The 25,847-nt window shown below is 33.2% G+C and carries 27 protein-coding genes and 5 pseudogenes; 22 read left to right on the top strand and 10 right to left on the bottom strand.

Translation table 11 applies throughout. From position 1 onward, the window contains the following. Positions 1-97 precede the first annotated feature (97 nt). Together AC3WTI_RS22050 and AC3WTI_RS22045 are read right to left on the bottom strand one after the other, a co-directional pair. Positions 98-256 (bottom strand): Phr family secreted Rap phosphatase inhibitor, encoded by a 159-nt coding sequence (locus tag AC3WTI_RS22050; RefSeq protein WP_000721404.1) that lies wholly within the window; start codon positions 254-256, stop codon positions 98-100. Continuing rightward, a complete protein-coding gene (locus tag AC3WTI_RS22045) occupies positions 256-1,356 on the bottom strand; it encodes a response regulator aspartate phosphatase (protein WP_000217983.1) in 1,101 nt (366 codons plus the stop codon). Before AC3WTI_RS22045 ends, AC3WTI_RS22050 begins: the two co-directional genes overlap by 1 nt. Before the next feature lie 547 nt (positions 1,357-1,903). Between AC3WTI_RS22045 and AC3WTI_RS22040 the strand changes: the two genes are divergently transcribed. From AC3WTI_RS22040 to AC3WTI_RS22030, 3 genes and pseudogenes are all read left to right on the top strand, one after another. Beyond that, the gene (locus tag AC3WTI_RS22040; protein ID WP_000903072.1) at positions 1,904-2,104 is read left to right on the top strand and encodes a helix-turn-helix transcriptional regulator; all 201 of its coding nucleotides are present in this window, start codon (positions 1,904-1,906) and stop codon (positions 2,102-2,104) included. A gap of 5 nt (positions 2,105-2,109) precedes the next feature. Next, positions 2,110-2,403, top strand: a complete 294-nt coding sequence (locus tag AC3WTI_RS22035; RefSeq protein WP_000964481.1) for a hypothetical protein — start codon at positions 2,110-2,112, stop codon at positions 2,401-2,403. 339 nt (positions 2,404-2,742) lie between these two features. Beyond that, positions 2,743-2,864 (top strand): annotated as a pseudogene (locus AC3WTI_RS22030) (sensor histidine kinase); the annotation flags it as partial. 139 nt (positions 2,865-3,003) lie between these two features. On the opposite strand, the pseudogene AC3WTI_RS22025 reads toward AC3WTI_RS22030, so the two are convergent. After that, positions 3,004-3,257: pseudogene (locus AC3WTI_RS22025) on the bottom strand (SunI/YnzG family protein). 258 nt (positions 3,258-3,515) lie between these two features. Between AC3WTI_RS22025 and AC3WTI_RS22020 the strand changes: the two are divergent. After that, positions 3,516-4,247 carry a M15 family metallopeptidase gene (locus AC3WTI_RS22020; RefSeq protein ID WP_098903307.1) on the top strand — a complete coding sequence of 244 codons (732 nt, stop codon included), beginning with the start codon at positions 3,516-3,518 and terminating at the stop codon, positions 4,245-4,247. A gap of 332 nt (positions 4,248-4,579) precedes the next feature. Here the strand turns inward: AC3WTI_RS22020 and AC3WTI_RS22015 are convergent, their stop codons facing one another. After that, positions 4,580-4,984: a DUF3221 domain-containing protein gene (locus AC3WTI_RS22015; protein ID WP_048524861.1), complete on the bottom strand. Its 405-nt coding sequence runs from the start codon at positions 4,982-4,984 to the stop codon at positions 4,580-4,582. A gap of 719 nt (positions 4,985-5,703) precedes the next feature. Between AC3WTI_RS22015 and AC3WTI_RS22010 the strand changes: the two genes are divergently transcribed. Both AC3WTI_RS22010 and AC3WTI_RS22005 read left to right on the top strand, forming a co-directional pair. Beyond that, on the top strand, positions 5,704-5,913 hold the full coding sequence (locus AC3WTI_RS22010; protein ID WP_253621760.1) for an EndoU domain-containing protein: 210 nt from the start codon (positions 5,704-5,706) through the stop codon (positions 5,911-5,913). Positions 5,914-5,932: 19 nt separating this feature from the next. After that, positions 5,933-6,400, top strand: a complete 468-nt coding sequence (locus AC3WTI_RS22005; RefSeq protein WP_098903309.1) for a hypothetical protein — start codon at positions 5,933-5,935, stop codon at positions 6,398-6,400. 473 nt (positions 6,401-6,873) lie between these two features. On the opposite strand, the gene AC3WTI_RS22000 is transcribed toward AC3WTI_RS22005, so the two are convergent. From AC3WTI_RS22000 to AC3WTI_RS21985, 4 genes are all read right to left on the bottom strand, one after another. After that, positions 6,874-8,100 (bottom strand): histidine phosphatase family protein, encoded by a 1,227-nt coding sequence (locus AC3WTI_RS22000; RefSeq protein WP_257127476.1) that lies wholly within the window; start codon positions 8,098-8,100, stop codon positions 6,874-6,876. 221 nt (positions 8,101-8,321) lie between these two features. After that, positions 8,322-9,317, bottom strand: coding sequence for a S8 family peptidase (locus AC3WTI_RS21995; RefSeq protein WP_097841900.1), 996 nt, complete (start codon positions 9,315-9,317; stop codon positions 8,322-8,324). Positions 9,318-9,343: 26 nt separating this feature from the next. Continuing rightward, a complete protein-coding gene (locus tag AC3WTI_RS21990; RefSeq protein ID WP_097841901.1) occupies positions 9,344-10,228 on the bottom strand; it encodes an endonuclease I family protein in 885 nt (294 codons plus the stop codon). A 601-nt stretch (positions 10,229-10,829) separates the two neighbouring features. Then, positions 10,830-11,672, bottom strand: a complete 843-nt coding sequence (locus AC3WTI_RS21985; protein WP_097841902.1) for a hypothetical protein — start codon at positions 11,670-11,672, stop codon at positions 10,830-10,832. An 864-nt stretch (positions 11,673-12,536) separates the two neighbouring features. Here AC3WTI_RS21985 and AC3WTI_RS21980 point away from each other — a divergent pair. From AC3WTI_RS21980 to AC3WTI_RS21935, 10 genes and pseudogenes are all read left to right on the top strand, one after another. Next, entirely contained in the window at positions 12,537-13,628 is a 1,092-nt protein-coding gene (locus AC3WTI_RS21980; RefSeq protein ID WP_097841903.1) for a patatin-like phospholipase family protein, read from the top strand. Positions 13,629-13,920: 292 nt separating this feature from the next. After that, complete coding sequence (gene tnpA / locus AC3WTI_RS21975; RefSeq protein WP_097841904.1) at positions 13,921-14,322, top strand: IS200/IS605 family transposase; 402 nt, start codon at positions 13,921-13,923, stop codon at positions 14,320-14,322. A gap of 5 nt (positions 14,323-14,327) precedes the next feature. Then, complete coding sequence (locus AC3WTI_RS21970) at positions 14,328-15,386, top strand: RNA-guided endonuclease TnpB family protein (RefSeq protein ID WP_097841905.1); 1,059 nt, start codon at positions 14,328-14,330, stop codon at positions 15,384-15,386. 144 nt (positions 15,387-15,530) lie between these two features. Further along, positions 15,531-15,632: pseudogene (locus AC3WTI_RS21965) on the top strand (VOC family protein); the annotation flags it as partial. A 1,184-nt stretch (positions 15,633-16,816) separates the two neighbouring features. Further along, positions 16,817-17,541, top strand: a pseudogene (locus AC3WTI_RS21960) (hypothetical protein). Positions 17,542-17,869: 328 nt separating this feature from the next. Further along, positions 17,870-18,499 (top strand): hypothetical protein, encoded by a 630-nt coding sequence (locus AC3WTI_RS21955; protein WP_097841906.1) that lies wholly within the window; start codon positions 17,870-17,872, stop codon positions 18,497-18,499. Further along, the gene (locus tag AC3WTI_RS21950; RefSeq protein WP_142305925.1) at positions 18,499-19,131 is read left to right on the top strand and encodes a hypothetical protein; all 633 of its coding nucleotides are present in this window, start codon (positions 18,499-18,501) and stop codon (positions 19,129-19,131) included. Before AC3WTI_RS21955 ends, AC3WTI_RS21950 begins: the two co-directional genes overlap by 1 nt. A gap of 343 nt (positions 19,132-19,474) precedes the next feature. Next, a complete protein-coding gene (locus AC3WTI_RS21945) occupies positions 19,475-19,858 on the top strand; it encodes a hypothetical protein (RefSeq protein ID WP_097841907.1) in 384 nt (127 codons plus the stop codon). Between the two features lie 16 nt (positions 19,859-19,874). Beyond that, the gene (locus tag AC3WTI_RS21940) at positions 19,875-20,513 is read left to right on the top strand and encodes a nuclease-related domain-containing protein (protein WP_097841908.1); all 639 of its coding nucleotides are present in this window, start codon (positions 19,875-19,877) and stop codon (positions 20,511-20,513) included. Between the two features lie 308 nt (positions 20,514-20,821). Continuing rightward, positions 20,822-21,562, top strand: a complete 741-nt coding sequence (locus tag AC3WTI_RS21935) for an epoxyqueuosine reductase QueH (protein ID WP_370452654.1) — start codon at positions 20,822-20,824, stop codon at positions 21,560-21,562. 147 nt (positions 21,563-21,709) lie between these two features. Here the strand turns inward: AC3WTI_RS21935 and AC3WTI_RS21930 are convergent, their stop codons facing one another. Next, positions 21,710-21,868 carry a hypothetical protein gene (locus AC3WTI_RS21930; protein WP_179861579.1) on the bottom strand — a complete coding sequence of 53 codons (159 nt, stop codon included), beginning with the start codon at positions 21,866-21,868 and terminating at the stop codon, positions 21,710-21,712. 280 nt (positions 21,869-22,148) lie between these two features. Here AC3WTI_RS21930 and AC3WTI_RS21925 point away from each other — a divergent pair, with 280 nt between their 5' ends. The 6 genes and pseudogenes from AC3WTI_RS21925 (at position 22,149) to AC3WTI_RS21900 (ending at position 25,083) form a co-directional block, all read left to right on the top strand. After that, positions 22,149-22,403 (top strand): DUF3947 family protein, encoded by a 255-nt coding sequence (locus AC3WTI_RS21925; RefSeq protein ID WP_097841910.1) that lies wholly within the window; start codon positions 22,149-22,151, stop codon positions 22,401-22,403. 579 nt (positions 22,404-22,982) lie between these two features. Beyond that, positions 22,983-23,619: pseudogene (locus AC3WTI_RS21920) on the top strand (thermonuclease family protein). Positions 23,620-23,670: 51 nt separating this feature from the next. Next, positions 23,671-23,871, top strand: a complete 201-nt coding sequence (locus AC3WTI_RS21915) for a hypothetical protein (RefSeq protein ID WP_087985472.1) — start codon at positions 23,671-23,673, stop codon at positions 23,869-23,871. A 76-nt stretch (positions 23,872-23,947) separates the two neighbouring features. Then, positions 23,948-24,178 (top strand): hypothetical protein, encoded by a 231-nt coding sequence (locus AC3WTI_RS21910; protein ID WP_097841911.1) that lies wholly within the window; start codon positions 23,948-23,950, stop codon positions 24,176-24,178. Between the two features lie 101 nt (positions 24,179-24,279). Next, positions 24,280-24,699, top strand: coding sequence for a disulfide oxidoreductase (locus AC3WTI_RS21905; RefSeq protein ID WP_097841912.1), 420 nt, complete (start codon positions 24,280-24,282; stop codon positions 24,697-24,699). A 99-nt stretch (positions 24,700-24,798) separates the two neighbouring features. After that, complete coding sequence (locus AC3WTI_RS21900) at positions 24,799-25,083, top strand: ArsR/SmtB family transcription factor (RefSeq protein ID WP_097841952.1); 285 nt, start codon at positions 24,799-24,801, stop codon at positions 25,081-25,083. 481 nt (positions 25,084-25,564) lie between these two features. Here the strand turns inward: AC3WTI_RS21900 and hfq are convergent, their stop codons facing one another. Further along, positions 25,565-25,750 carry an RNA chaperone Hfq gene (gene hfq, locus AC3WTI_RS21895; protein ID WP_087985476.1) on the bottom strand — a complete coding sequence of 62 codons (186 nt, stop codon included), beginning with the start codon at positions 25,748-25,750 and terminating at the stop codon, positions 25,565-25,567. Between the last annotated feature and the right edge of the window lie 97 nt (positions 25,751-25,847).

The following is a 25,847-nucleotide window of genomic DNA, read 5'->3' as shown; positions in this document are numbered from 1 at the left end:
TCGGACTGGGGGTTCAATATTTTATCCACTTTATTCAACCTTTTTTGTATTTGTAGTATGAATTTTCTGTCTTTTTAAGTGAGAAAACTGGATTACGTTAATTAATAGATACTCCACCAGAGACACTCAGTTTTGTTGGTGCTGGCGTATCTCCACCATTAAATGAAGAGTGTTGTGATACATTTAAACTAATCATGCTACATGCTAATGTACTTACTATTATCGTACTGAATAACACTTTTTTTATTTTTTTCATTACTTTAACGCTCCTTTTCTTAAATGTTTCTTATCAGCATTATTGCTAATATAGAAATACTTGCTCGCTTTAACATGATTATTTGCCTCGTAAAATTGTAGTGCTAAAATCTCTGCATATTCTTTTACACAATCCCACATTTCCTCTTTTTCAAAATAAGAAATGGCATCAGTAACTACTTTTTCTAGTTTAATTCTAGGCAGTTCTGTAATTAGTTCATTTAAAACTGCGAAACGGTGTTTATATTCCTCATTTCCTGATTCATTTGTATATTTCATTCCTTGCTCGATATATGCTCTTGCTGTTTCAATGCCTTCTAACTTATAATATGCTCTTGCTAAGACAAATAATGCTTTAAAATGGTTCGGTATGGTATTTATAATTTCAGAACTCTGTCTAATCGCCAATGGATATAAATCTTGAATATTATATAACCAGCCTAAATTGGATCGTACTCGTAATAATAATTGTTCTTCATCATACTTCTTAAAAATATCAATAACCATATTGAGACATTCTTCCGCTCTTTCAAATTCTCTTAGATCTATACAAGCCAGTCCATATACATTGTCGCATAAAGCAATATTAATTTTATAGCCTACATGATTCAAATATATTTCTTTGGCTTTTACTGCATGTTGAATCGCTTCAAATGGTTGATAAGATTGATAACAGTATGTTGAAAATCTATACTCAAACTCAGCTTTTTCTATTTCGTCAGGTATATCTTTTAAAAGTCCTTCCGCCTTTTCATAGTATGTTTTTGCCTCAGTATAATTTGCTATAATTGTAGAGTGGATTGCCTTAAAGAAATAATAATAGTAAGCTAAAAATGAAAATTCATCTTTAATATGAGGTAGTTTTTCTATTTGATTAAAAGAATCTTTTGTAATACTCATTCCATCTACCAAAACTTTATATCTAAAATTCAGCAGGGAATAATAGAATGATACATATTGGTCTGTTTCTATTTCTTTTAAACTTTCTTTTACTTTTAGATATGTTTGTTTTGCTTCTACTACATGATATAAACGAATTTCTTCATACCATTCATGTAATAATTCCATCAATTGTTTATTACTTTTTTCTTGAACAGTCATAATATCCCCCATTTCTCTGTAAAGGCTTATTCTGATAATAACAGGAATTCGATAAATTAAATTTAATCACGATTTTTTTCATGAATATACATAATATTCTGAATTAAAGAGTTGTCCATGTTTTTAAATTTGAAAAGTATAGGTAAGGTAGTACAAGTTTCGTTAATGTATTTTTTGATTTTTTTACAGTTTTCTATTAAATACTTCTTATGAGAGGGAGCGTAGGTTTTTGATAAGTATCATAGGAAGTGTAACTTTTCATAAAATGTAGGTTTATACTTCCGCTAAGTAATTATCATAATGAGAGTATATAGATGTATCAAACGAAACTTCTACTTAATCAAATATGATTTAATACTTTCTTAGTTTTGGTTAGGGATATTTATATACTTTAAAGTAAAGAGCTTTATTTTATAAAGGGGGGGAATTTTGGGGTTTATAACTCAGGATCTTTTAATCTAAATTTATTTTAAGTGTTGAAAGATTTGTAAAAAATACTTTACGAATTGTAAGAAATAAATTACAATTTTTCTAAGAGGTGTTCCTATTGTTACATAATAGAATTGTAGTTTGTCGAGCAGAAAAAGGTTGGACTCAAGAAGAATTGGCAAAAAGGGTTGGTGTTAGTCGACAAACTATCGCTACTCTTGAAAAGAATAAATATAATCCTTCTCTAATTCTTGCCTTTAAAATCGCAAATGTATTTGAAAAGTCAATAACTGACGTGTTTGATTATCAGGAGGAGTGAGTCATATGTTGTGGTTAAAAATTTTATTTTTAGTTGTAATATTCATTAGTCAGATGTACGTAATACAATTTCAGTCCAGTGATGAAGCAAAAGACGAAAGAGGGAGAGAAATTCAATATAAAACAAATAATGTGTTGTACAATATCTTATCTGTAGGTATCATTGCCATTTTTATTTTTCAATCAGTAGAAATAATTTCTTTAGAATTTCTACCTGATTTATTGTTATATTTTGTGCTTTCATTAAGTGTACTTGGCAGTCTTATTATATTTATCAATAGACACAGCAAAAATTACTAATATAGTGTATTTGGATTATGATGAAGGTAGAATGATACCGATGTACAAACTGTATTAGAACGGAGATTTATATGGCAGAGGTAGAGTAAGGGGACTTTCAGAATTGAAAAGTATGAATGTTGTGTAAAAGCAATGCAAATTGTTGAAAATATAAAAAATGTATAGTAAATTGAGGGTGTATGCTAGATTATAATGAGCAAGAAGTCGGGTGGTTCTGATTCTTGTTGATTGATAGGTCGTAAGATCATAAAAAGTCTTGGTTTGGTCGCCAAGGTTTTTTTCATGCTGTATTCAGGCATAAAAACCTTGTATATCTCGAATAATTTTTCAAGCTGCAGCACGGGCTTTGTTTTTTCAATTGTAAAAAACATATTTGACTTACATGTTGGGAAGTATGGTGTAACTAATACAGAGAATGGGGTAATGTTCTACTTTGCTTAGAAAAATGGGGTATAAAGTAGTAAGAAGTGATAAAGTATTGAAATATTAAAGGGGATTTATATTCATATAGAGTATTTAAAAAAGGTGTAAAGTCAATTCCATGGCTTCGCACCTTTTTATTTAACTTGGACTTGTTTAATCCCGTTAGCTTGTTCATTTTTAAGCGTTTATTGCGTTTAAAATTGAAATCTTATTTGTCGTAAATAGTACATAATTTTGTTTTACCGTTTTGATTAAAATACGATCCGTTGTTCCATATGCATTGCCAATACGGATTGCACTAGTCTCTTCAACACCCGCATAGGTAGCATCTTCAGTAACCTCAATTACATCACTTAATGGAATGGTAATCTCCGCCAATTGCCATGAAATTATTAACTCTTCTTTTGTTTTTTTACATCAATACCTAGCATTATACCAAGACCTTTCTATAATAGAATGCTACAGTTCTAATCTTATTATACGAATTTTTAGATTATTTTTCCGTATGTAGGAATAGAATTGGTTTCTGCGTGTTAGTATCTTTAGCGTATCGAACGAAAAGGAGGATATACTCTCTTTCTGTTAAGAAATATGTTAAGAACAAAAGTTAACTTCAAATTAATATGAATTTGATATGGTTGTAGTATTATAAACGAGAAATATTAAGAGTGGCAGGAAGGAAATGAATAATGAGAATTAAATTAGTAGGGATTTTTACTTGTATGATTGTGATACTTGGTATCTTTATCGTTTATACCAATCAATCTATTGGTAAAGAACCCAAAAAAACAAACTATGAAACTCATGAAAACTCCATAAATAGAGAGAAAAATGGTACTTCAAATAACATAGCAAGTTCTTTTGCTAGTGTACAAGCTGTAGTTAATAAAGAATATGGATTGCATGAAGACTTTAAACCGGAAGATTTAGTTGTACCAAATGTACCATTCTCATTCAGTGGAACGCTAGAAAAGAGTTACCTTCGTAAAGAGGCAGCAGAAGCACTAGAAAGGTTATTTAATTTAGCAAAGAAAGAAGGAATCCAGTTGAATGCTGTTTCTGGGTTTCGCTCCTATGATTATCAAAAAAAACTGTATGCAAACAACGTGAAAAGAAAAGGACAAGAGCATACGGATCGCTTCTCGGCAAACCCTGGACATAGTGAACATCAAACAGGATTAACGATGGATGTTTCTTCTAAAAGTGCAAATAATGAGCTAGAGTTAACCTTTGCGAATACGAAAGAAGGAAAATGGCTGAAAGAAAATGCGCATCGTGCAGGTTTTATTATTCGTTATCCAAAAGGTAAAGAGAGTATTACTGGATATGCATATGAACCGTGGCATATTCGCTATGTAGGAGATATTGCTGAAAGTATATATAAGAAAAAATTGACTTTAGAAGAATATATGAATCTGTGAAAATAGAATTAAAGAATTAAATTGGCTAGCGATAGCGGTAAGATTGTAAAAGATAGGGGTATGAAATAAGATATTTCTTAATGTTTTTAAAGGGTATGCCATGGAATTGTAAACGATACTACTATTGTAGAGATGAAAGATAGCGAGTAATATCTTTACAGTAATGTGAGATGTAGGATCTAGCGTCAGGTGCAGAATGATAAGTATTAGGTTAATATATGATGAAAATCAGAGAGCAACGAAAAAGAATATAAATATTACGTATTCGGTTTTTTACTAAATAATAGGGCAGCATTCTAATTAGAATAATGCCCTATTATTTTTAGTATAATCTATTGAAGTACTTTTTCAATTTTAGGCATTACGGCAATTGGTGGTAAAGATTTGGTCCATGCAGCAGCATAAACATTTAACTGTTCACCTATAGTGTAATTTTCACCATCTGAAATAGGTACTCTTAAAATCTTATTTTGATTTACTAACTCCCACCAATCATTTTGGTAAGCGAGAGCTTCATCTTTTGTAGATGTAGAAGCAACCACTAAATAATTGTTTTCTACTGAAATGACATATCCAGTAAAAGGATCTTGTTCTTGTTTATGAATAGAATAAATAGGTGTAGTGCTTACAGACGCTTTATTAGAATCTGCAAATGCCGGTGTTAATCCGAAAGTAAATCCGCATCCTAATGTTAAAGCTGTTACGGTTGTTACTAATTTTTGTTTTTTTGTAAACATAATATATATCCCCCTTATATTTTATCCCTACACTAGCCAATTTCTAGTTCTATCATATAAAACCTTTTAATATTAAGATGTTTAACAGTTCTGTCACAATCAATCCATAAATGTTAAAATTATCTATTAATGGAAGTGTAGTCGTGTTATAATTCACTAGGTGAACTGTTATTATTTCATTCATCCCCTGATGAATGGATACCCTTCCTTAATTGTAAATATGTTCGATTTTATTGGTGAAGAGGGAAGAAATCCCTCTTTTTTCATCTTTTGTAAAATTAGAAGGTGTCTTGAGGAATAAAATTTGATTTTTTTTAAACAGTTGAATTCCCCACTTTCACTTTATTTAGAAGTGAGAGTGGGGAGTTAAAAGAAAGAAGGGTAAATTGAGCTCTGTCTCTTGATAAAAACTTATGGAAATAAAAATAAGATAGTTACTGTTGGACAGAAAGTAAATCACGATTAATATACTAGGTCTTACGAGCACGATAGAAAAACATAACTTCATAAAAAGAACTCCTATGTTATTTAGGAGTTCTTTTCGGATGAAGTCTATAAATTAGCCAAGAAGACTCCTTCCTCAAGGAACGCGAAGTGAGTAGGTGGGAGATGAATTGGCTTCGAACAAGGGATGGCAGGAAGCCATCCTAATTGTTCGACATACATAAAGTGTTACTTCACTATCTATCAAATGTACGTTTGGTTTCTGCCAAGCTAAAGTGGAAATTGATGGAGTATTAAAAGGTCCTAAATCCACATTCTTTCCAAAGGATTGGACACCTCAACAAGTAATAGATGCAGTGAATGAGGCTTTTAATAACAAAGTGAATATAAAAAACAATAGATATCTTGGAAAAACAAGTGATGGAATGACAATAGAGATGATTTTGAGGAATAATAAGGTAATCTCAGCTTATCCAGTATATTGAGTTGGAGGCAGTGTTCTTAATGATTAAGTATAATTATGAATTTAAATATATAGAAGAATTCAATGTGGTTGTTATGGATTTTGATGAAGAAAAATCGTTGAAATTTGCCAATATGATAAATGATCCTTTAGGGTCTGATATACCTTGGAGGTTAAGAGATTTAAAAAATGATATTAACAATTTTATTGATTTATTGAGGGGAAACATATCCGAATATAGACATGGAGGAAACGCTTCTAGCATAATATCCTTTAGGGATTTTACCATAATTGAGGATCCATTTTATGATGAAGAAGATGAATTTGAGCCGATATGTAAATTAGAGACAGTTGAATTTGTTAAAATCATATTAGTGTGGGCTTATGAAACACATAAGTATAAGAGCGAAAGAGGAGAAATTGCTCAAGAAGATGCAAAAATGGCTATGAATTGGATTGAACAAAAGATGGAAGAAGTTAATAGTATAGAGGATAGTAATCAAATATAAGAATCATGGAGTAATAATAGATGAAGAGTTTAAAATAAATTATAAAAATGAAAAATATGGGTAGATAGAATAAGGATCTGTTACTTATGGAATGAAATAGTGGGTTCTGGTGTGAAAAATCTATAAAACTTGGACATACTGGTACTATTACTCTAAAAAGAATGGGATCGGTATGGAAAATCAAAGTTTATTCAAGTGGAAACAGCATCAACCAGATATTATCCCATTGAGCCCTGCTTGTGCAAGGATAATGTTCTCCTAATTTATAGAAAAGACATGGATTGCAAACAAATCCAATCCATGTCTTCTCTCATCTCATGTGATATTATTTTGGGAATGAAAAAAGCTACAACAGACTAAGTTACTATTTTTCTCTGCAGAGATGCGAAGAGTTGCAATAGTTATTATCAGATTAACATCAAGTTCGCTAGATATTAAAAATTTAAAAACACAAATCATACCCAGATAAATTGCTACAAATGATCGTACCTAATGATTGATTCTGCTAACAAATCATACACTTGCTCAAGTCTATATCCACTGCCGGCTCCCAGCGGTTTAATCAGAACCATGTTCATGTAATCAAGTTTTTCTGTAAGCGGGTTGTCAGAAGTAAAGCGATGAGCAATAAATACTTGATTTTTTCCTACTTCCGGCGTTGATTCAAGTAATTTCGACAATTCGGGTTGGAAAAGGCGCTCATCTAGCTGAACTTGTTCTTCTCCGAATGCATTCTGAGCGGTTTGCTTTGCTCGATTAATTGGACTGGAACGGACAGGAATTTGAATCGGGATATGTCTATCAACGAACAGTCTTCCTATTTTTCTTGCCTGTTCTAGACCAGTTTCGCTAAGAGAGGCATTCTCGCTGCTTGTATTTTCAGGCTCTGCGTGTCGAAAATATAAATTGTATCCTCCTGTTTGAAGCAAAGAAAATGGATTTTGTGTGGGTCTGATAAGCCGCGACAATGCCCACTGTGTTTTTGAGAAGCTTTGTCCTGTCATCAACTTCTTATCCTTGAGTTGTTGTTTCATTTGTTCTCGTTTTTCTCTTGCATCCTCGCCGCCTTTAGCCTTTAAAGAAATTTCAACAATTGTACCATTTGTGATATACCAGCTTTCGACACTCGTTTTTAAGCCATGCCAGTTTCCTTTGTTTTTTTGTGCCCGTATAGGGCCTAAAACATTTAATTGATTGACGAGTTCTGGAAAATCCATTCTCTCCCATTCCTTTAAACGGAGCGGCTGAGGCGCATGTTGCATAATAAGATCTCTCCACGCTTCACTCTTGTCAGGAGAAGCGATTGGGATGTTAACCTCGTAGGACAAACTAAGCGTTTTTTGTTCCTCGCTCCACTCTAATTCTAATTCACAGTTCGGATCGGATAAATCAAAGCCTGACGAAGCTGCAGCTTGCAACGCTTGCTCCAAAGCGATTGCCGGCTCCTCGCTTTGCGAAAGCTTGATTCTGTACTTAAAGGTTAGTTCCCATTTGTCTTTATTCGGCTTTAATCGTCCGCGAATAATCCAGTCATTCTGATACAAGGTTAAATCTGGGCTATCCAAAAAAAGAATGTCGATCATTTCAATTTCTTGAATTTCTATGTCTAATTGGTCTAACTGAAGTTGATTCTCATTAGTCAGTACTTGGTTAACATCAAGCAGTAGTTTGACTTCAAACGGTATTTCGGAATAATTCATATAAACACTCCTTAGATAATTATAGACCACAAATAGATATGGCAGAAATTACAGCAGAACGCCTCTATGTAGGATTCCTGGGCTCTGCAGAATCATTGCGCTACAAGCCAATCGAGTACGATTCCAAATTTAGTCTAGCAACAGGGCATGCTCCATACGAAATACGCCCTGTTGTATATTTTGTTACTTTAATTCAACTGAAAAGAGTTCCCAATGTTCGATTAAAGATAAGGGGTTAAATCTGGTGGATTCTGCTTCCAATACTCCGCAAGTAAATCTGGAGCTGTAAGGAATAGCAGTCCGTTTCCTTCTATCGATTTTTCCGTACCTAAGGGAACAGTATGCTTGACCAGCTGTGCATACAACTCATCCTCTGTCAGCTGTCGGTTGAATTGATCAGAGGCTTTACAATAATTCAGCAAAAGCGCCAAAGCCCCGGCCACATGAGGTGTAGCCATCGAGGTACCAGATAATACTTTGTACGGATTACTCGGATCCGATACCAAATCGAGGGGGTATGCAGACAGAATGTTTACCCCGGGAGCTGTCAAATCCACTTCGTTGTTGCTGGATAGGAAATCGGCTGCTTTGCCGGTAAAATCAACTGCACCGACGGAGGTAGCTTCGTTATATCCTGCCGGGTAGCGCAATTCGGATCTCCCACCGTTACCAGCAGCACAGGTGACGATAATACCTTGTCCGACCGCTTGTTGAATTACTTTGTGAATCTTCGGATTATCTTTGGTGGTAGATAACGACATGGTGATGATATGGACGTTCTGCTGAATGGCGTATTCTATGGCCCGAACAATCCATTCTGGTTTACCAGAACCATGACGATTTAGTACCTTGAGAATTAGCAGGTTTGCTTTAGGAGCGACTCCGACAACCCCGTTATCATTCTTGGAAGCAGCAATGGTACCTGCAACATGGGTTCCGTGACCGTTATAGTCTTTATAGTTGTCAACAGCTCCGTTGTCATCATCGGTGAAATTTCTCCCGTCGATAATTCTGTCGCGCAGGTCGGGATGATTAACATCACAGCCGGTATCAAGAACGGCGATGGTTACACCTTGGCCATAGTTACCATTTTCCCAGAATTGCGGGGCTTGGATCATTTGAACACCTTTAGGGATTTCCTTGATTGGCCGGTTGACTTCTTCTGTTTGAAAGGGTAGCAGATTGACTGTATCCTCATTCCGATTCGCTACTGACATATAGAATCAAAACCTTTCTTTTAATGTTATTGGTGAAATACTCCAAAATCGATGATCTCCGCCAGCTCGGGAAGATCAATTAAAGGGTTGCGGTTTCCCTGAATGTCGAAAATTGCTTGGTTGCGATGCTTTTCGTACAAGTGTCCTGGAGGATCCTGTTTATGCCATTGAAGCAACACGTTTGTATCGATTTTACCGTGAATATCTGCATCTATGGCATCGGGATAACGCAGGAAGAAGTATAGCATCGCGCGGGCTACGAAACCCTTACCATATTCTGGTTCGAAGGAGCCGCCTTGCTCGCCGCTTCCGCCTTCGCCTTTTCCACACTCATCGCGTACCCATTCTGTACGGAATTCCTCTGGGTTGTAGTCGGTGAAATCCTTATACACCTTGTTACCTCTTCGGTTATTGCATTCTTTTTCACAGTAAAATAAGTGATGCATATCTCCTCTCATAGGCTCTTGCTTATTAAACCAAGACTGCGGAACTACGTGTTCGATGTTTGCAATGTGCCCTGTTAATGTAGTTTCATCTGCTGTTAATTGCGTAAGACTCTCCTCAATAACAACTCTAGGCTCTGCCTCTTTTCCAGAGTAAATGCTTCTGAAGGAACCATCTGCATGTAAATCGACCCATGTTTTTAAATGCTCATCGCTACTGGAATAGCGTACTTTTGTGCTGTGTGTATTCTCTAGCAATTCAGAGAGTTGCTGAAATAAAGCCTTGCCGTTCGTTTCATGAGGATTTATTCCTGTATAATACTTCTTGATATCCTCTTCATCTCGTGCTGCATCATAATATGCTCTTTCCTCAGATTGAATTCGTTCTAAATTCGTTTCGAGCGTGGCAATCAGCGGCTTCTTAGAATGTACTATGCTTTCTTGGTCTTGCTGTTTCGTGTTTTTCATTTCTGTCTTGTACCTCCCTTGATGTTATCCCATTTTTTATAAAAATTCTTGTAGCGTTTTTATTGCTTAATGTTTCAATTGATTATGAAGAATATAAACGTTATTTTCTAATCTCTCTGAATGGATATGTACAGTAGAAGGGGGAAGATATCCCAAAATTTACTTCAACTGTATATACGGATGTAACGAATTTATATCGATGTATTCTTTGTTGAGTAAAATTCCACATTTAAAATTACCTGTTAGTGAATAGTTTCATCAAGTTAAATACTCACTTTTTTTGAGAGTATTTAACTCAATGATAAAAACACAATTAAATAGATAGAAACTAAACAAGTTTTTTATCAATATACAAAGATTATTAATAATTATGCTTAATCGAATTAGTGAAATACACTACGGGACTTTAAAAAATAAAGAAAATAGGTAGTTTTAATGTTCGGTTTTCTAATCTATTATTAGGATTATTCTATAAGGTGAAAAATTAATTATTTCACATAAGACGTATAATCTTTATTATCTTGAGCATAATAATTTTACAAAATTGATTAATAAGGTACTATATCTTTGTTTTTTAGTGGCAAAAATATAGAAAAGTTTCTTACTGGTACATAGGAAAGAAGGTTCTCATAGATCGTTTTCCAAAAGAATATAATACTAAGTCATAATTTTGATTATTTAACTCAATTGTATGATGTTCGCTAAGTGTGTCAGCAAAACGAGCTGCTCCTAAAGCTAATAATCCTTCGGGACTAATACCTATAAAAAAGCCACCCTTCGGTTTATATAGTAAAGTACTATCAGTTTGAGCGTCAGAAGCTTCTAACGTGAAAGCAAAAGTAATGACGTCGGGAACTGAATTTTTATCTCGTGGACCTAAATAGGTAATTTTATCATTTTCTCCGAGTTGATCTTCTAGATAATACTTATACCAGAAATGATATCCATTTAGACTACTGCCTTTTTTCTTTTTTTCTCCAACGAATACATGTTCAAATCCACTTAGATTTACACCAGAGCTACTATTGAACTGTAAAAACCATATGTTATGCAAATACGTATACCATTGTTCATCAGATAAACTCGTACCTTTTCTTGTTTCAACAAAAGTTCTACAAAGCTTCATAGGATTAGATTGTATAGCATACTTTAAAAGTTCATCTACTTCTTTTTGTTCTTCAACAGTATTATCTTCTCTTAAGTGTGGATTTAAAAAGAAATTATTAAATAATTTTTTAACTAAATCATATGATCGTATTTTACTATTTGGTATGTGTACTTCTTTTATTAACATATGGTCTTGTTTTTCTTCTTTTGTTCTAACTTTTGTAGGTTCAACTAATACATAGCCCTTGTTGTTATCTACATTATCTTTATTAAATGTAGGTTGTATCCCATTTCCAAGCATATCTGCATCCCATATTTCCTGATAAATATTTGACATATATTTATCACTCCTTTTCCTTAATAAAATTGTTCATTCAAGATATATTGTTTGTTAAATCACAAAATCTATTCATAATAAAAATGAAAAATTTTAGAAAAAGGAAGAGTATAGAATCCTATGTCTTGAGAACTGTAAAATTGATATTTGTAAATGATTTTATGTAGATTTTATTATATTAATAGACCTATCAACCGTGTTTCCTAGTACTTCATTTAAGTGATATTTTTTCAGGAGCTAAGAATGAGATATATTCCAATCATTAAGTGTGTTATCCGAAATTAAAGAACTTAATATATTGGTGATAATAGTATGTATTGCTCCACTTCTTTCATGAAAGGAAGAAAATAATGTCATCATTAAAAGAACAAGTCAAGCAAATATGTAATCGACTTGCTCCGCATGGATGGGGAGAGTTGCTTTATTTATATTGTTGTTATATCTAATAGCGATTAATATTGCAATCTTATATTTTATATAAAAATTAATATAAAAATATATTAATTATCAAAATGAATATGAATATAAAAAGTAGGTGAGTATATATGTTGATATGCCTTATTGACCAGTATTGGAGGAAAGAATAATGAATGAAAAATATTTATTATTCGCCATGGTGAAGCGGAAGATAATGATTACGATTGTCCTTTAAAACCAGAGGGAGTAAAAAAGCAAAACATATGGTAGTGTCTCTGTTACAAAAAAAGATATGAAAGAGCGCTAAATAATTTCTAGTAGATATCTCAGGACGATACAAATAGTTCACATCTTTTCTTAATATTTAAATTTAGATTATTGTACATATTCTAGATTGAATGAAATTAATGTCGGAAGCACAAAAGAAAATCTCAAGGAGGAATTTAAATGAATTACCCTTTTAAAAATTTGGTTTTTGAAGGAGGCGGAATTAAAGGTATTGGATATGTAGGTGCCTTAGAATATTTAGAAAATGACAAAAAAATATTGTCAAATATTCAAAGGTTTGGAGGTACATCTGCGGGTGCAATTACAGCTTTAATTCTGGGACTAGGATACTCAGTTAAGGATCTAACGGAAAAATTAAAGAAGGTACAATTTGAAAAATTTAAAGATGATGATGGAATAATTATAGATACATTTCGGTTACTAGTAGGTGGATATGGTAGATACAAAGGGGATGAGTTTTTAAAATGGATAAAAGAAGATATCATTAAACCAAAGATGGTAGAATGGGCTCAAAAAGGAATTATTAAAGAAGAAATGAAGGATAAAGATTTAACTTTTGAAGAAATAGTCAAAATAACAGGAAAAGAAATATATTTCCAGGGCACAAATGTCTCAACTAGACAAGTTGTAACTTTTTCACATGAAACAACACCTGATATGCCTGTAGCAGAAGCGGTTAGAATTTCTATATCTATTCCATTTTTTTTCGAACCCATTGTTTGGAAAGGGGAATATTTTGTAGATGGAGGGGTACTAAATAATTACCCTGTTAGATTATTTGACCAAAAAAAGTATGTATTAGATGAAAAACATTATGAAGTCACTTCTTATTATGAAAGAGCGGCAGAATTTTTAGAAACAATATCTGCAGAAAGAGTTAGTGCTAATTTGGAAGATGTGCAGGTTTATAATAAAGAGACTTTAGGATTTCGTTTAGATTCAAAAGTAGAAATAGATGTAATGAGGAATATTGCTGCACCAGTCTCTCACGAAATAGACAACTTTTTTGATTTTACTTGGAATTTAATGGGGACTATTGTGAAAGGGCAGGATAGTATGCATTTACATAAAGATGATACTGTACGAACTATTTACATTAACACAGTAGGGGTAACGGCGATAGATTTTAATATTTCAGAAGAGAAGCAACTGGAATTAATAGCATCTGGTAAACAGGCAGCGGAAGAATTCTTCCAAACATATGATGATCCAAACAATCAAAGTATAAATAAAGTCATCCCGAGTGTTTGAAAATCCCCCTAATTTACTTTAATGTTATTTACTTTTGTAGCCTATGTTCAGCTTCAATAATTGCTTTTAAAGCATCGTCTAAATCTAATTCTGTGGCAAGATTGAGACCTTACAGTCCTTCCCGAACGAGAAAGCCCATCGCCTTTAGGCATGGGATGAAAGTGAGGTTGGATACGGAGTGCTACTAAATAAACGCAAGGTTTGTGGCACTTTAGGTATCCAAAATGTGAGTATCCTTTAATTTTTCACTTTTCTCGTTGCAGTTTTGTAATCGAACTGATACATTATAAGTATGATAAATGATTATAGAAAAACCAAAACAACCGTTTCCTTAATTAACTACCAATTTGTGTTTTGCCCACGATACAGAAGAAAGATTTTTCTTAACGCAAAAGTAGAAGAACGTTTCAAAGCGTTGGTTCAAGAGCTATGTAACGAACTAGATATTGTTATTATTGCAATGGAATGTGACAAAGACCATGTCCACTTGTTCTTAAATGCACTACCAACACTTAGTCCTGCGGACATTATGGCGAAAGTTAAAGGCGTGACGTCGAAGCGTTTAAGAGAAGAATTTTCTCATCTCGTGCATTTGCCAAGTCTGTGGACACGTTCCTATTTTATTTCTACGGCTGGGAATGTATCAAGTGAAACAATACAACATTATGTTGAAAGTCAAAAAACGAGAGGGTGAAACTTGTGACACAAACCATCACGGTCAAAGTTAAATTGCTTCCGACAAAAGAACAAATTCGGCTATTGGAACAAAGTAGTTGCGATTATATCAAACTCATTAATACACTGGTATCTGAAATGGTTGAAGCGAAGAAAAGCACGAAGAAAAGTACAAAGGATATTAAAGCCAACCTTCCAAGCGCGGTTAAAAATCAAGCGATTAAAGATGCCAAAAGTGTATTTTCTACAAAAGTGAAAAAGAGTAAATACAAAATTGTTCCGATTCTAAAAAGACCTGTTTGCGTGTGGAATAATCAAAACTATTCATTTGACTTCACACACATTTCAATGCCCTTTATGGTAAATGGAAAGTCAACTCGGTTCAAGATTCGTGCTTTATTAACTGGCAAATACAATCGAAATTTTGAATTATTGAAACATAAGTTAGGTACACTTCGTATCACAAAGAAATCTGCTAAATGGATCGCTCAAATGTCTGTCACAATCCCTACAAATGAAAAAATGGGAACAAAGATTTTAGGAGTGGACTTAGGTCTCAAAGTTCCTGCAGTGGCCATCACAAACGATGATAAGGTTCGTTTCTTCGGAAACGGTAGACAAAATAAATATATGAAACGTAAGTTTCGTAGTATTCGCAAAAAGTTAGGAGAAGCCAAGAAATTGAATGCCCTTCGGCAACTTGATGATAAAGAACAAAGATGGATGCAAGACCAAGACCACAAAGTGAGTCGTGAAATCGTTGATTTCGCAACGAATAATAATATCTCTGTCATTCGATTAGAGCAACTAACGAACATTAGACAGACGGCACGAACAAGCCGTAAAAACGAAAGAAATCTACACACTTGGTCATTCTTTCGTCTAGCGAAATTAGTTGGTATAAAGACCGAATATGTAAACCCTTATTATACAAGTCAAACATGTCCGAAGTGTTCTAAAAAGAACAAAGCACAAGATAGAAAATATAAGTGCCAATGTGGATTTGAGAAGCACCGTGATATCGTTGGGGCGATGAACATTCGCTACGCAACTGTGATTGATGGTAATAGTCAATCAGCCTAAGAACCTATATGGTCTGTCTTAGGAGGGGTGATGGCACACCCTCATCTTGAAGGCTGTTCAAAACAGAAATGAACTGCGAACGGTTAGTCATTCAAGAATCCCATCCGTTACACCGTAAGGTGTAGGACTTGCGGCTTTAGCCGTGGGAGTGTCAATGCTTCCGTAATCGATCCCTTTGGTAACATCTTAGGTATTATGTACAATCAGCACTATTTAGAGGTTCTGAGTTCGGCCCGAAAAGCGTGACCTTCGCCGTCGACATACACAGTTCAACGAAGAATGGTATGTAGTGCTGTGAAGTGTAGCGATTATCTTTGCAGTGAAGTATATTATAATAATAATTAAACGACTATATTTTAACCCCTTCTTAAAATAAGAACGGGGTTATATGTATTTTAGGATTTAAAATTAAATAACTTTATTGTCATTTTAATTTAATTCACATACAATAGCGATTTTTGTAAATATCCACCAATACCAATGGCTGTCCTAAAGGACTATTTCAAGTTATGGAGATAAGTATGAATAGAAAACCAAGTTTAACAAGACAAATTTTTGAAAACTTTTAGATAAAGTTGAAAGTATATTATTAACCTTTAACGCAATACCCTAATACTTTTTGACAATCGTCCTTCACAAGCTTAAGGAAAAGGATTCTTTTAGGTAAAGTGTTAACTTTAATTAAAACTTCTTGAAATATATAACGTTATTATATAATATATAGTTGTATTGCTAGTTTAATTGATTCCGTTTATTCCCACACCTTCTTGTGTTGTGGTTGAGTTGTAGAAGCAAGTTACGTCTTGTTTCAATTGTGAAAGGGCTTCTTTGAGCCGATTAGTGTATATATAGCTTATTTTGCTATGCACATTTTTAATCGACTTGAAGAAGCCTTTTTTGTACTGTTTTCAAGTTCGCAGGCTAGGTTATGAATCTTAACAAACTACAAGAAAGAGGAGATATGAAAATGAAAAAAGATAACATTTGGACAGTATTAGATGATTCAAAAGAGCAGGAAACAAGACAGTGATCCAAAGAGCCGGATGATATATTTGCTGGAAGGGATGCGCTATCTAAAATTACAGGTGAAGAACTACTCTTTTAATAAAATCTAGGTAGTTTACAGAGGGGAAAAGGAAGAACTGAGTGATGTATATACTTGGATCTTCTTTTTTTATTGCAAAAAAGAACTGGGGGGCAATTATTATGGGTGTAGGAAATGTTTTAGTGGTGAGATTTTATCCACCCACACTAACAGTAGGGAAACACTGAATGCGGATAAGCGTCTGCTTATACATAAATAAGATTTTGCATTCTAGGGTAAATGGATTGTAGAAGTAGATACTTCTCAAAAGAAATGGAACGAAAAAGCAAAGTAATCGATGGGAAATTTGAATTCGATTTATTTGCATGATCGAGAGGGGAAAACCATGTTTACAAACATTTTTATCGGTTTATTTTGTTATGTATTTTTTGTAGTTCGTAATTCAAGAAAAAAATTTCTAATAGAAGAAGCGAAGAGGGAAGAAAGAGAAAATACACCGGTAGAACGTCCCGTTTATTGGTGCCCGAGAGAAAATAGACCTATTGGTAGGGAACAAGAGCGTTTTACTGTCCTAACAAAAGAAATCACCTTAGAAAAAGATGTAGCAGGTATATATGATTTAGTTGCTATTACTGTTCAACAGAATTTGGATGAAGAATTCAGTAACAAGTTAGAACAGGAAATTGATGCTGAAGTAGTGGAGCATGTTAATAGTTTTCACTTTACTCCTGCTTCTGAAACAGTATATGATACCTCATTTCCAATTGATGAGGACATACCATTTTCCAGAAATATGGATAAACTAGGGGGATATTAGGATATGAAGATACATTTACTGAACTAGAACAGCTGAAAATCCCACAAGACACAGCACATGCTACTTCTGTTCAAAATTTAGTGTCAGAAGAGGAAGAATTTCAGGTTGTGATATGGACTGCTAAAGTGGTAGAACGAGAGCAAGAATTCACCTGCGTTATAAACATATCTAATAACAAGGGCTATTGGATTCATACAGGTGGAGAAATAGTAACAGAAAATTAACTGCTGTATATAGCATTATAAATTGATTCATCTTATTTCTATACATTAGTTGCATCTAAGAAAAGATAACTCGGAAATATAAGAATGTACTTCTTAGTTATCTTTTCTTAGATAGCATGAAATACAGCATTATCTCACTCATTTGTACAAGGAGAAAATATTTTTTATTTTTGTACAAGTGAGTGGGATAGAACAATTCACCATATAAGGATATTCGACTATAATGAGACATTGTACGTCATTGTAATATTAAAATATTTTGAGATTGAGGTGATTAACAGTCTTAGAATAGGAGAATTGAGAACTCTTCGTAATATTACAATGCTTTAAATAAATAGTATCAAATCATGAGTATTGTATGAAAAAATTTTATTAAAGTAAATAGGAGTGATAATATATGGCAATCGATCATATAAGCAACAACGTAGTAGAAAAATTAAAACAAACGGTGCGCTATGAAAAGAAACAAGTTCAGGTATTACGTGTAAATAAAAGTAGTTCAAATACACATGCTTACATGATTTTTCCAGAATTCACAGAGGTTAAAATTTCAAATACCGAACTGGATGAATATATAGAAAATCTATCAATAAGCTTGAAATATGTCATTGATCGCAAGTTGAGTCAACAAGAAATAGAAAAACAAAATCATTCGTTCATTATGACATGTACAGTTGAGGAGGATGGAGTGATAGATGATGAAACTATTCATTTCAATACGACTTATGTCAAACCACCAACAATTGCAAATAAAGTATTTAAGTTAGTGTGTGGATTAGGAAATCGTTTAGATAGCTTAAAAGAATTATATATTGCGGTATTAAATAATAATATTAATCGAATTGAAATTGGATTTTACAATGAAAATGAAACATATATGGCAGTAGAGAAGGAAGAAATCGCGAATGCAATTATGGGGGCATATACAAAAGCAAATATCTATTATGCTGCAGATCTCTATTACGTTGCAGAAGGAGATCAAATCAAATTAAAGAGCGTTAAACCAAAATTAGCGGGGGATGTGTGATGATACAAGAAAAAAGGATGATAGGTATCTTATGTACGCTTGTTTTAATGGCTTTACTTTTTATCCCCTTACAAGCTCAGGCCTCTGTAAAAGTAGATTTTAATGAATTAAAGGGTAACGATGTTTCGTCATCTTTTAAAGAGGGATTAAACAATCGAACGAAAACAACAGAGAAAGATGATTCATTTGGCTCATCGATCATACAAAAGATTGAAGGTTTGTATGCACCTGCTTTTAAGGTAGGAGTAAATATCTTTTCTATTTCATTCGTATTAGGCATTATTGTCATGGTTATGGCGTTAATTACAAAGAATGGCCAATGGATGAAGTGGGCAACTGGAAGTATGATTTTCTCATTTATTAGTATGATGTCCATGAGACTGAGTGTGTACTTCTTGTTCAGTTCGGATGTAGTTTCGTTTATGAACATCTTTACGGATTTTTTAAACCTGTTTAAAGCAACAGCACTTATTTTCACACCGTTTATGCTAATCGCAGGTATTCGTTTAAGAAAAATTCATGAGAGTACGAAACAGCCAGAGTATTACCGTTGGTCCAACCGTGTTATAACGGGATCTTGTTTGCTGTGTATGTTAGCAGTACTCGCTCCATGGCTATTTTCTAATATGTAAAACCTATATATAAAGATGATAAAAGGTACTGAATTTACATTCTGTACCTTTTATCTATCTATTTGGTTTCTTTTTTCATATTCTTCAAGTATCTCCGGCAATATAGGAGATAATATGCAACTTAGAAATACAGTTGTACTTTTACAGGTGAAAAGGTTTGAAAAAGCTGAATCGGTTTCTTGTTCTGTTACCGTATTATCTACTATAAGCTTTAACATATCTATTACCATCCTCTTTAGGCTAGTTCGTAAATTAATAGAGGAGTATCATATCATTCTTATAATTAAATGTAAAAATTTTCCGATTGAAAATAACCTCATTTATTTTGAAAGGACTGTTTGCTTTGAAAAGAAATCGAGAATATATTGTTTTGCGAAATTCCATTTTAATCGGTTGGCTGCTCACAATTATTGTTATGGGGCTATCTGTCTATTTTTCTTCCATTATATATTTATTAATCGGTTGTTTCATTCTGTCCCTAAAATACGGATTAATGGGCACAATAAAGAATGTAGAAAAACGTTTACCCACCTGGGCTAACTTTGGTGTCATTGAAAAGCCAGTAAATAGAAGGGTAACTAGACCTTTTCAGTTTCGGGGTGGGCTCCTTGTTTCTTTAGCGTTAGGATTCGTAGAGATGGTGATAAAAGGCTTATGTATCTCATATTTTATTTTAGGATTAGAAACGTATATATATCATTTGATGCGTAGTAACACAAGAATGTGAAAAGGAGAGTTATATTATGAAAGTATTGATATTCGAACTGATTCTCATTGTAATTCTGATTCCTTTGAATATCGTTTTAAAAAAACATGTACCGAAATGGAAAAGGAAAGCTGGGGGAAAATTTGTGAAACGTATATTGGGAAAATTAGATTCCAAAAGTTATTATGTGTTACATGATGTGACGGTTTATACCGAGTATGGTGATACAACGCAAATTGACCATATTGTTATCGCGGAAACAGGTGTATTTGTTATAGAGACAAAGAATTACGAGGGCTGGATTGATGGAAGTGAGAAATCAGCAAGGTGGTCACAGGGTATTTTTAGAAAGAAATCCTCTTTTCAAAACCCATTTCGACAAAACTATAAACATATAAAGGCAATTGAATGGGTGATGGAAAAACAGCTGCCGTGTATCTCTATTGCTGTATTTCATCCAAAATGCAGTTTAAAAAGAGTAAATGTTCATTCTAAAGATAAACATATCTTATATTATAACGATCTGAAAAAATGTATCGAATCTTATATTGATCTGAAACTAACAAAGAACGAGGTTGAGCATATCTACCAAACTATTTTACGAGCTAATATTACCGGTAAGGATATTGAGAAGAAACATGTGAAGTATTTACAGAATAGATTCGCTAAACAATAAGAAACGGAGAAAGGAACAATGTTATATATAATAGGTTTTTTGGTAATCATCGTAGTAGTTATTCGTCTTAACGTGAAGTATTACCAGTTAAAAGGTAACCCAAAAGATTTTGTGATGAAAAAGAATGTCTAAAGATATATTGTAGAGATAAAGCTAATAGACTACGTACATTATTAGGACCGTCATGAAAAGTTCAAAAGAATAATTTTAAGGCTTGTAAATAGATGCATATAACTATATTTGTATTTATGAATTCGGATGATAAAATAGATAAATAAAAATAAATAGGAGGTTTAGTTGTGAAAGAAGTGTTAGATGTTGAAACGTATTTACAAAAAATGAAGAATCAGAAAATAAATTATGACAAAGTATTAAGAAAAATGATTAAAGATTGGGAAGCAAAGAACGAAAGACCAAAAGTGTTACTTCATTCATGTTGCGCTCCGTGTAGTACCGCTTCATTGGAATTTCTTGCAGAACATGCAGATGTCACAATCTTCTTCTCAAATTCAAATATCCACCCGAAAAGTGAATACATGCGACGCTCTAATGAACAAAAGATTTTTGTAGACAAGTTTAATGATCGTACAGGGCATACAGTAGGATTTATTGAGGATGAATATCGTTCAAATGTATTCTTTAAAATGGTAAAAGAGGAAGGTTTTGCAGAAGAGCCAGAAGGCGGGCTTCGTTGTTCAGCTTGTTTTGATATGAGATTGGATCGTTCAGCTGAGGTAGCACAGGAAAGGGGATTTGATTACTTCGGCAGTGCAATTACTCTTTCTAAAAATAAAAATAGTCAATTAATAAATGAACTTGGAATTGGTGTACAACAAAATTATGATTCACGTTATTTACCAAGTGATTTTAAAAAAAGTAATGGGTATCAACGCTCAATTGAAATGTGTAATGAATATGATGTTTTCCGTCAATGTTATTGTGGATGTTCATTTGCAGCGGAAAAACAAGGTATAGATTTACGAGTGGTGAACAAAGATGCAATTAATTATCTGAAAGAAAATAATCTTAGTTTGAAAAAAGAGATTTAATCGTGAAAATTTAATGTGAAATTAACCTATGATCTACAAAAGAAGTGCATTATATTTTTAAATGATAAATGTAACGAGCTAAAATAGTTCTGGAATAACTCCTTACTGATTAAATTTCTAGAAATTTAATCAGTAAGGAGTGTTTTCTTAATCTCGCATTGCCCCTGCTTCTCGGGAAGTCATTGCTCCTTGTCCCGCACTTACATCGTTCTGAATTTCTTGTTTCACTTTTTGCGCATCAGTTTCGGAAAAATTTGGATTCATAACAGAACCAGACTTTTCTATAACTTTTTTATGATGTTGCATACAAACCCTCCTCAATTTAACGTTTAATAACCTTATTATGTACCAGAGTACACTTGGTATACTCTGAGTAGTGAAACGAATATCAGTAAGAAGGTGAACAAAGCAATAAAATACCTCTAAATCTAACTTGCAAAAGGATAAACCTCCGCATAACCTTAGCGGAGGTTTGTCCTTTTTGGGGTTAAGTAGGAAAAAAGTTAAGGGGAGTTTTTAACACTCAATGAAACTAAGAATCATAACATATTGTGTAATAACTTATATGGAAGTGAGTTGAATAATAATGTTTTATTCATATTTTGATTCTCGAGCTAGAACACGGCCGTATGGTACTGTAGGTATCACGTTTAGTGGGATGCAAAGTACAATTCAAGCTGCTCAACAAGCGTTGCAATCGCAACAACAAATGCAACAGCAAATACAACAAGGTATACAACCGTACTATTCATCTATGGAGTATTATTATCCAATGTATCAAACTATGCCATATGAAATGCCTTTTTCAATGATTCCATATGGGACTGTATACAATTTATAAGTAGTAGTGTATATAAGTCTACATGTTAGTAGGAATCGCAATTTTACTTCTTCCCTTTCATAATTTGTATGCCCCCTAATTTTTTGTAATCTAGCAATCTTGAGGGGGTGACAAAATGTCCTTTGTGTCGAGGGAAGGTAATTATAAGGAAAACAAATTATCTATGCAAACAATATAAAAAGGGGTTGTGAGTTCATCGTTTCTGGCATGATACTTGAAAAAAGAATCAAAGCAAGCTAGATTAAGGAGTTATAAAAAAGAATATGACAGATATAATCTCAGGATTTAAATTAAAAAAACAGAGACATCGTTTGGTGCAAAATTAACATATGATTCCGCGCAGAAGAGAATCAATTTTGTAAAGGAGAAATAATATCTAAAAAATCATTAATTTTATATATAAAATTAATACGAATTATGATATGATGAAAGTAACAAAATATCTCTAAATCTATCTTGCAAAAGGACACACCTAAGCATACATATGCCATAGGTGTGTCCTTTTTTAGTTGTTTAAAAACATCGGAAATAAAATGAATATAGTACTTTACACGCCTTTAGTAGAAGGAAGATATTACGATGAAATCATGGATTAAAATCGCTTGTATACAGCATTCGTTTCTCAAATAGCAACATGTAGCAGTTCTAACTAAACCAATAAATGATTCGAGGCTTGCCTAAACAGTACAAAGGGAGTACAACAGCACGTAGAAGGGAGATATTGTTGATATTCCAGAAGTTAATATGGATAAGCTAAATGACTTAGAAAAGGTCAAAGGAAAGATAGTGCACATAAAGGATTGAGATCCGATAGACGTAAGCATAGATGTCAGAAATAGACGGTAAGATTGCTGTTATTGGATTCTCCCGAGTTCGTATCACAGAAGAGTCCACCACAAAAGATGTGGAAGGAAGCGTCGTTATTTTTAAAGAAACAATTAAAAAAAGCGTAACATTGGCCTATGATGGTGGACTAAAAGAGGACAAGTATGGCAGGAAATTGGCATATGTATTTTGTGAAGGGATTACTATTAACGAATTAATGGTCAAATCAGGATATGGTATTGTAGCTTACACTTCAAAATCTAACACTTCACTGCTCCCACAAATGCTAGAAAGCGAAAAACATGCAAAGGCGTCAAAAACTGGTGTGTGGAGCATAAAAGGGTTTGTGGATGAAGAGAAACATCATGGTAACCGTATTGATGCGGCTTAGTCCCCTAATCTATTGCAATATAAATATTCTTACAAAATGGAGGTTTTTTGAATGAATGAAAACAAAAGAAATATGCTCTTATCATTTATTATTTCAATTTTATTTATTTTCGCGAGTCTATTACCTTTTAGTAGTAATGAATATGTATATGTTATCTTCAAAATTGGTGCTGCAGCTGGCGTAATAAATATCGTTATGATGAGCGTCTTCTTGTATTTTCAAATCAAAAAAACGGGACATTTATTAAATTAGTAAAGTGAGATTTAATAGTTTTCCATACTTTTTCTTTTTAATAAGGGTATGGAAAACCAAAAAAGGAGTGCGCAAGGTGATTCAAGTACCTGGATTTTTGAAGTTTGTTTTAACGAAAGAAAGACGGTATGTATATTTAGCGGTAGCAAAAAAGAAAAACAAAAGGGTGAATACACATATTGTATATAGTTTTGGCCCGCTAGCAAAAGCGTTAGAAGCCATGTATGTAACGCGTGATGATTTTGAGAATCTTTTCCCTTTAGAATTCAAAGAGAAGGGTTATGACTGGGAAGGTGTCAAAGATTGAATACTGCCTACTAAAACAGGGTAACCGAAACACGGAAATAAACCAGTCATATATTAGCAAACGTTTTACATTCTAAATAAGACAGTTGAGGGGAATATAGGATGTCAATCATTCGAAAGTATCACATTGCAATTGCTTGGACAATCGCTACTAGTGCAATGCTCATAAGTTTGGTGTTTAGTGAATGGATGAAACTACCTCCATGTGATTTATGCTGGTATCAAAGGGTGGCCATGTATCCATTAGTATTCATATTGGGTATAGGAATGTATAAAAAAGATCCCAACGTAAGTACATATGCATTTCCATTTGCATGTATTGGTTTAATAATAGCCGTTTACCAGATAACAATTCAGACTTTCCCAACAAGTGAAATGAAGATATGTTCAGTAGGTGTTTCTTGTACAGAAGATTACTTGAATTTATTTGGTTTCATTTCGATACCTATGCTATCTTTTGTTGGATTTTTAGCCATCATAATACTTCTATATGCAAAAGGTCATAAAGATAAAGAAGAGTAAATGGCTCAGTGATTATGAACTATATATACTTGTACAAATAATAAATTGATATTAAAAATAATAAAGAATGTAGAAAAGGAGAAATAAAATATGGCAGAAATGCAAATAAATAAAGAAATGCACAAAATTCCAGAGGCGGATGTAGAATTATTGAAGATTATGGCTCATCCAGTTAGATTACAAATTGTGAAAGAATTAGAACATCGCAAAATTTGTAATGTAACACAATTGACGGAGCTATTAGAGATACCTCAATCTACTGTTTCACAGCATTTATCTAAGATGCGAGGGAAGATTCTTCGTTCGGAAAGAAGAGGGTTAGAGATGTACTATCATATTGTAAATTCCAAAGCATGCCAGATTGTTAGTGTGTTAGGTTTATAAATAACTTAAGCTAATTAGTAGGTTTCGGAAATAAAAATAAAACAAGGGCAGCTATGCCAGGCAGCCCTTGTTTTATTTGTGATTTTGCATATATTTGTGCGCATTTAGTATAGCAAACATTTTTCTTTTCTATCAAATAAAAAGAGCCTGTATGCACAGGCTAAAATTACGTATGGAAAAGAGATTATGATACTCAATCTCTTTTCCATACAAGGGTTAGAGATTAGTTGCTATTCGACTCATACTCATTTTATATTTAGTAATCAGAAAATTCAATCTCATTATTTGTTTCTCAATATGTTTTGTTTGTTTTTATATTATAATATACCTAATTCTTTTTATTTATGTATCTCTTTATATTTTTCTGGGGTGAATCCTTTTAAAAAGGATCCTTTTTTATTGCTTCATACAATATAATATAATTCAAATCTAATTTTAAATTGAAGAATATTAAAAATGAAACATCAAAACTTATGGTATTTTATACAGCGACCGTTGAAATTGCTTGCTTATATAGGAATTGTTGCTTTCCATTGCTAGAGATTAGCACTGAAAATTTATCCACAGCAATAATGATTCCAGGTATTCTAACTCCGTTGAGTAGGATAATATTTACTATCCTTTGTTCCTCAATTAATTTTTTATAAAAATTGTCTTGTGTATACATTAGTAATTTCCTCCTCTCTTTAAATATTCTAATCCTTTTAAATTCTTCTTATTAATATAAAAGGAATGGAGTAATTATAACATTTCTAGGATGGATT

It is taken from the genome of Bacillus sp. EB106-02-03-XG38, from assembly GCF_058792175.1.
This window is presented reverse-complemented; position numbering and strand designations above follow the sequence as displayed.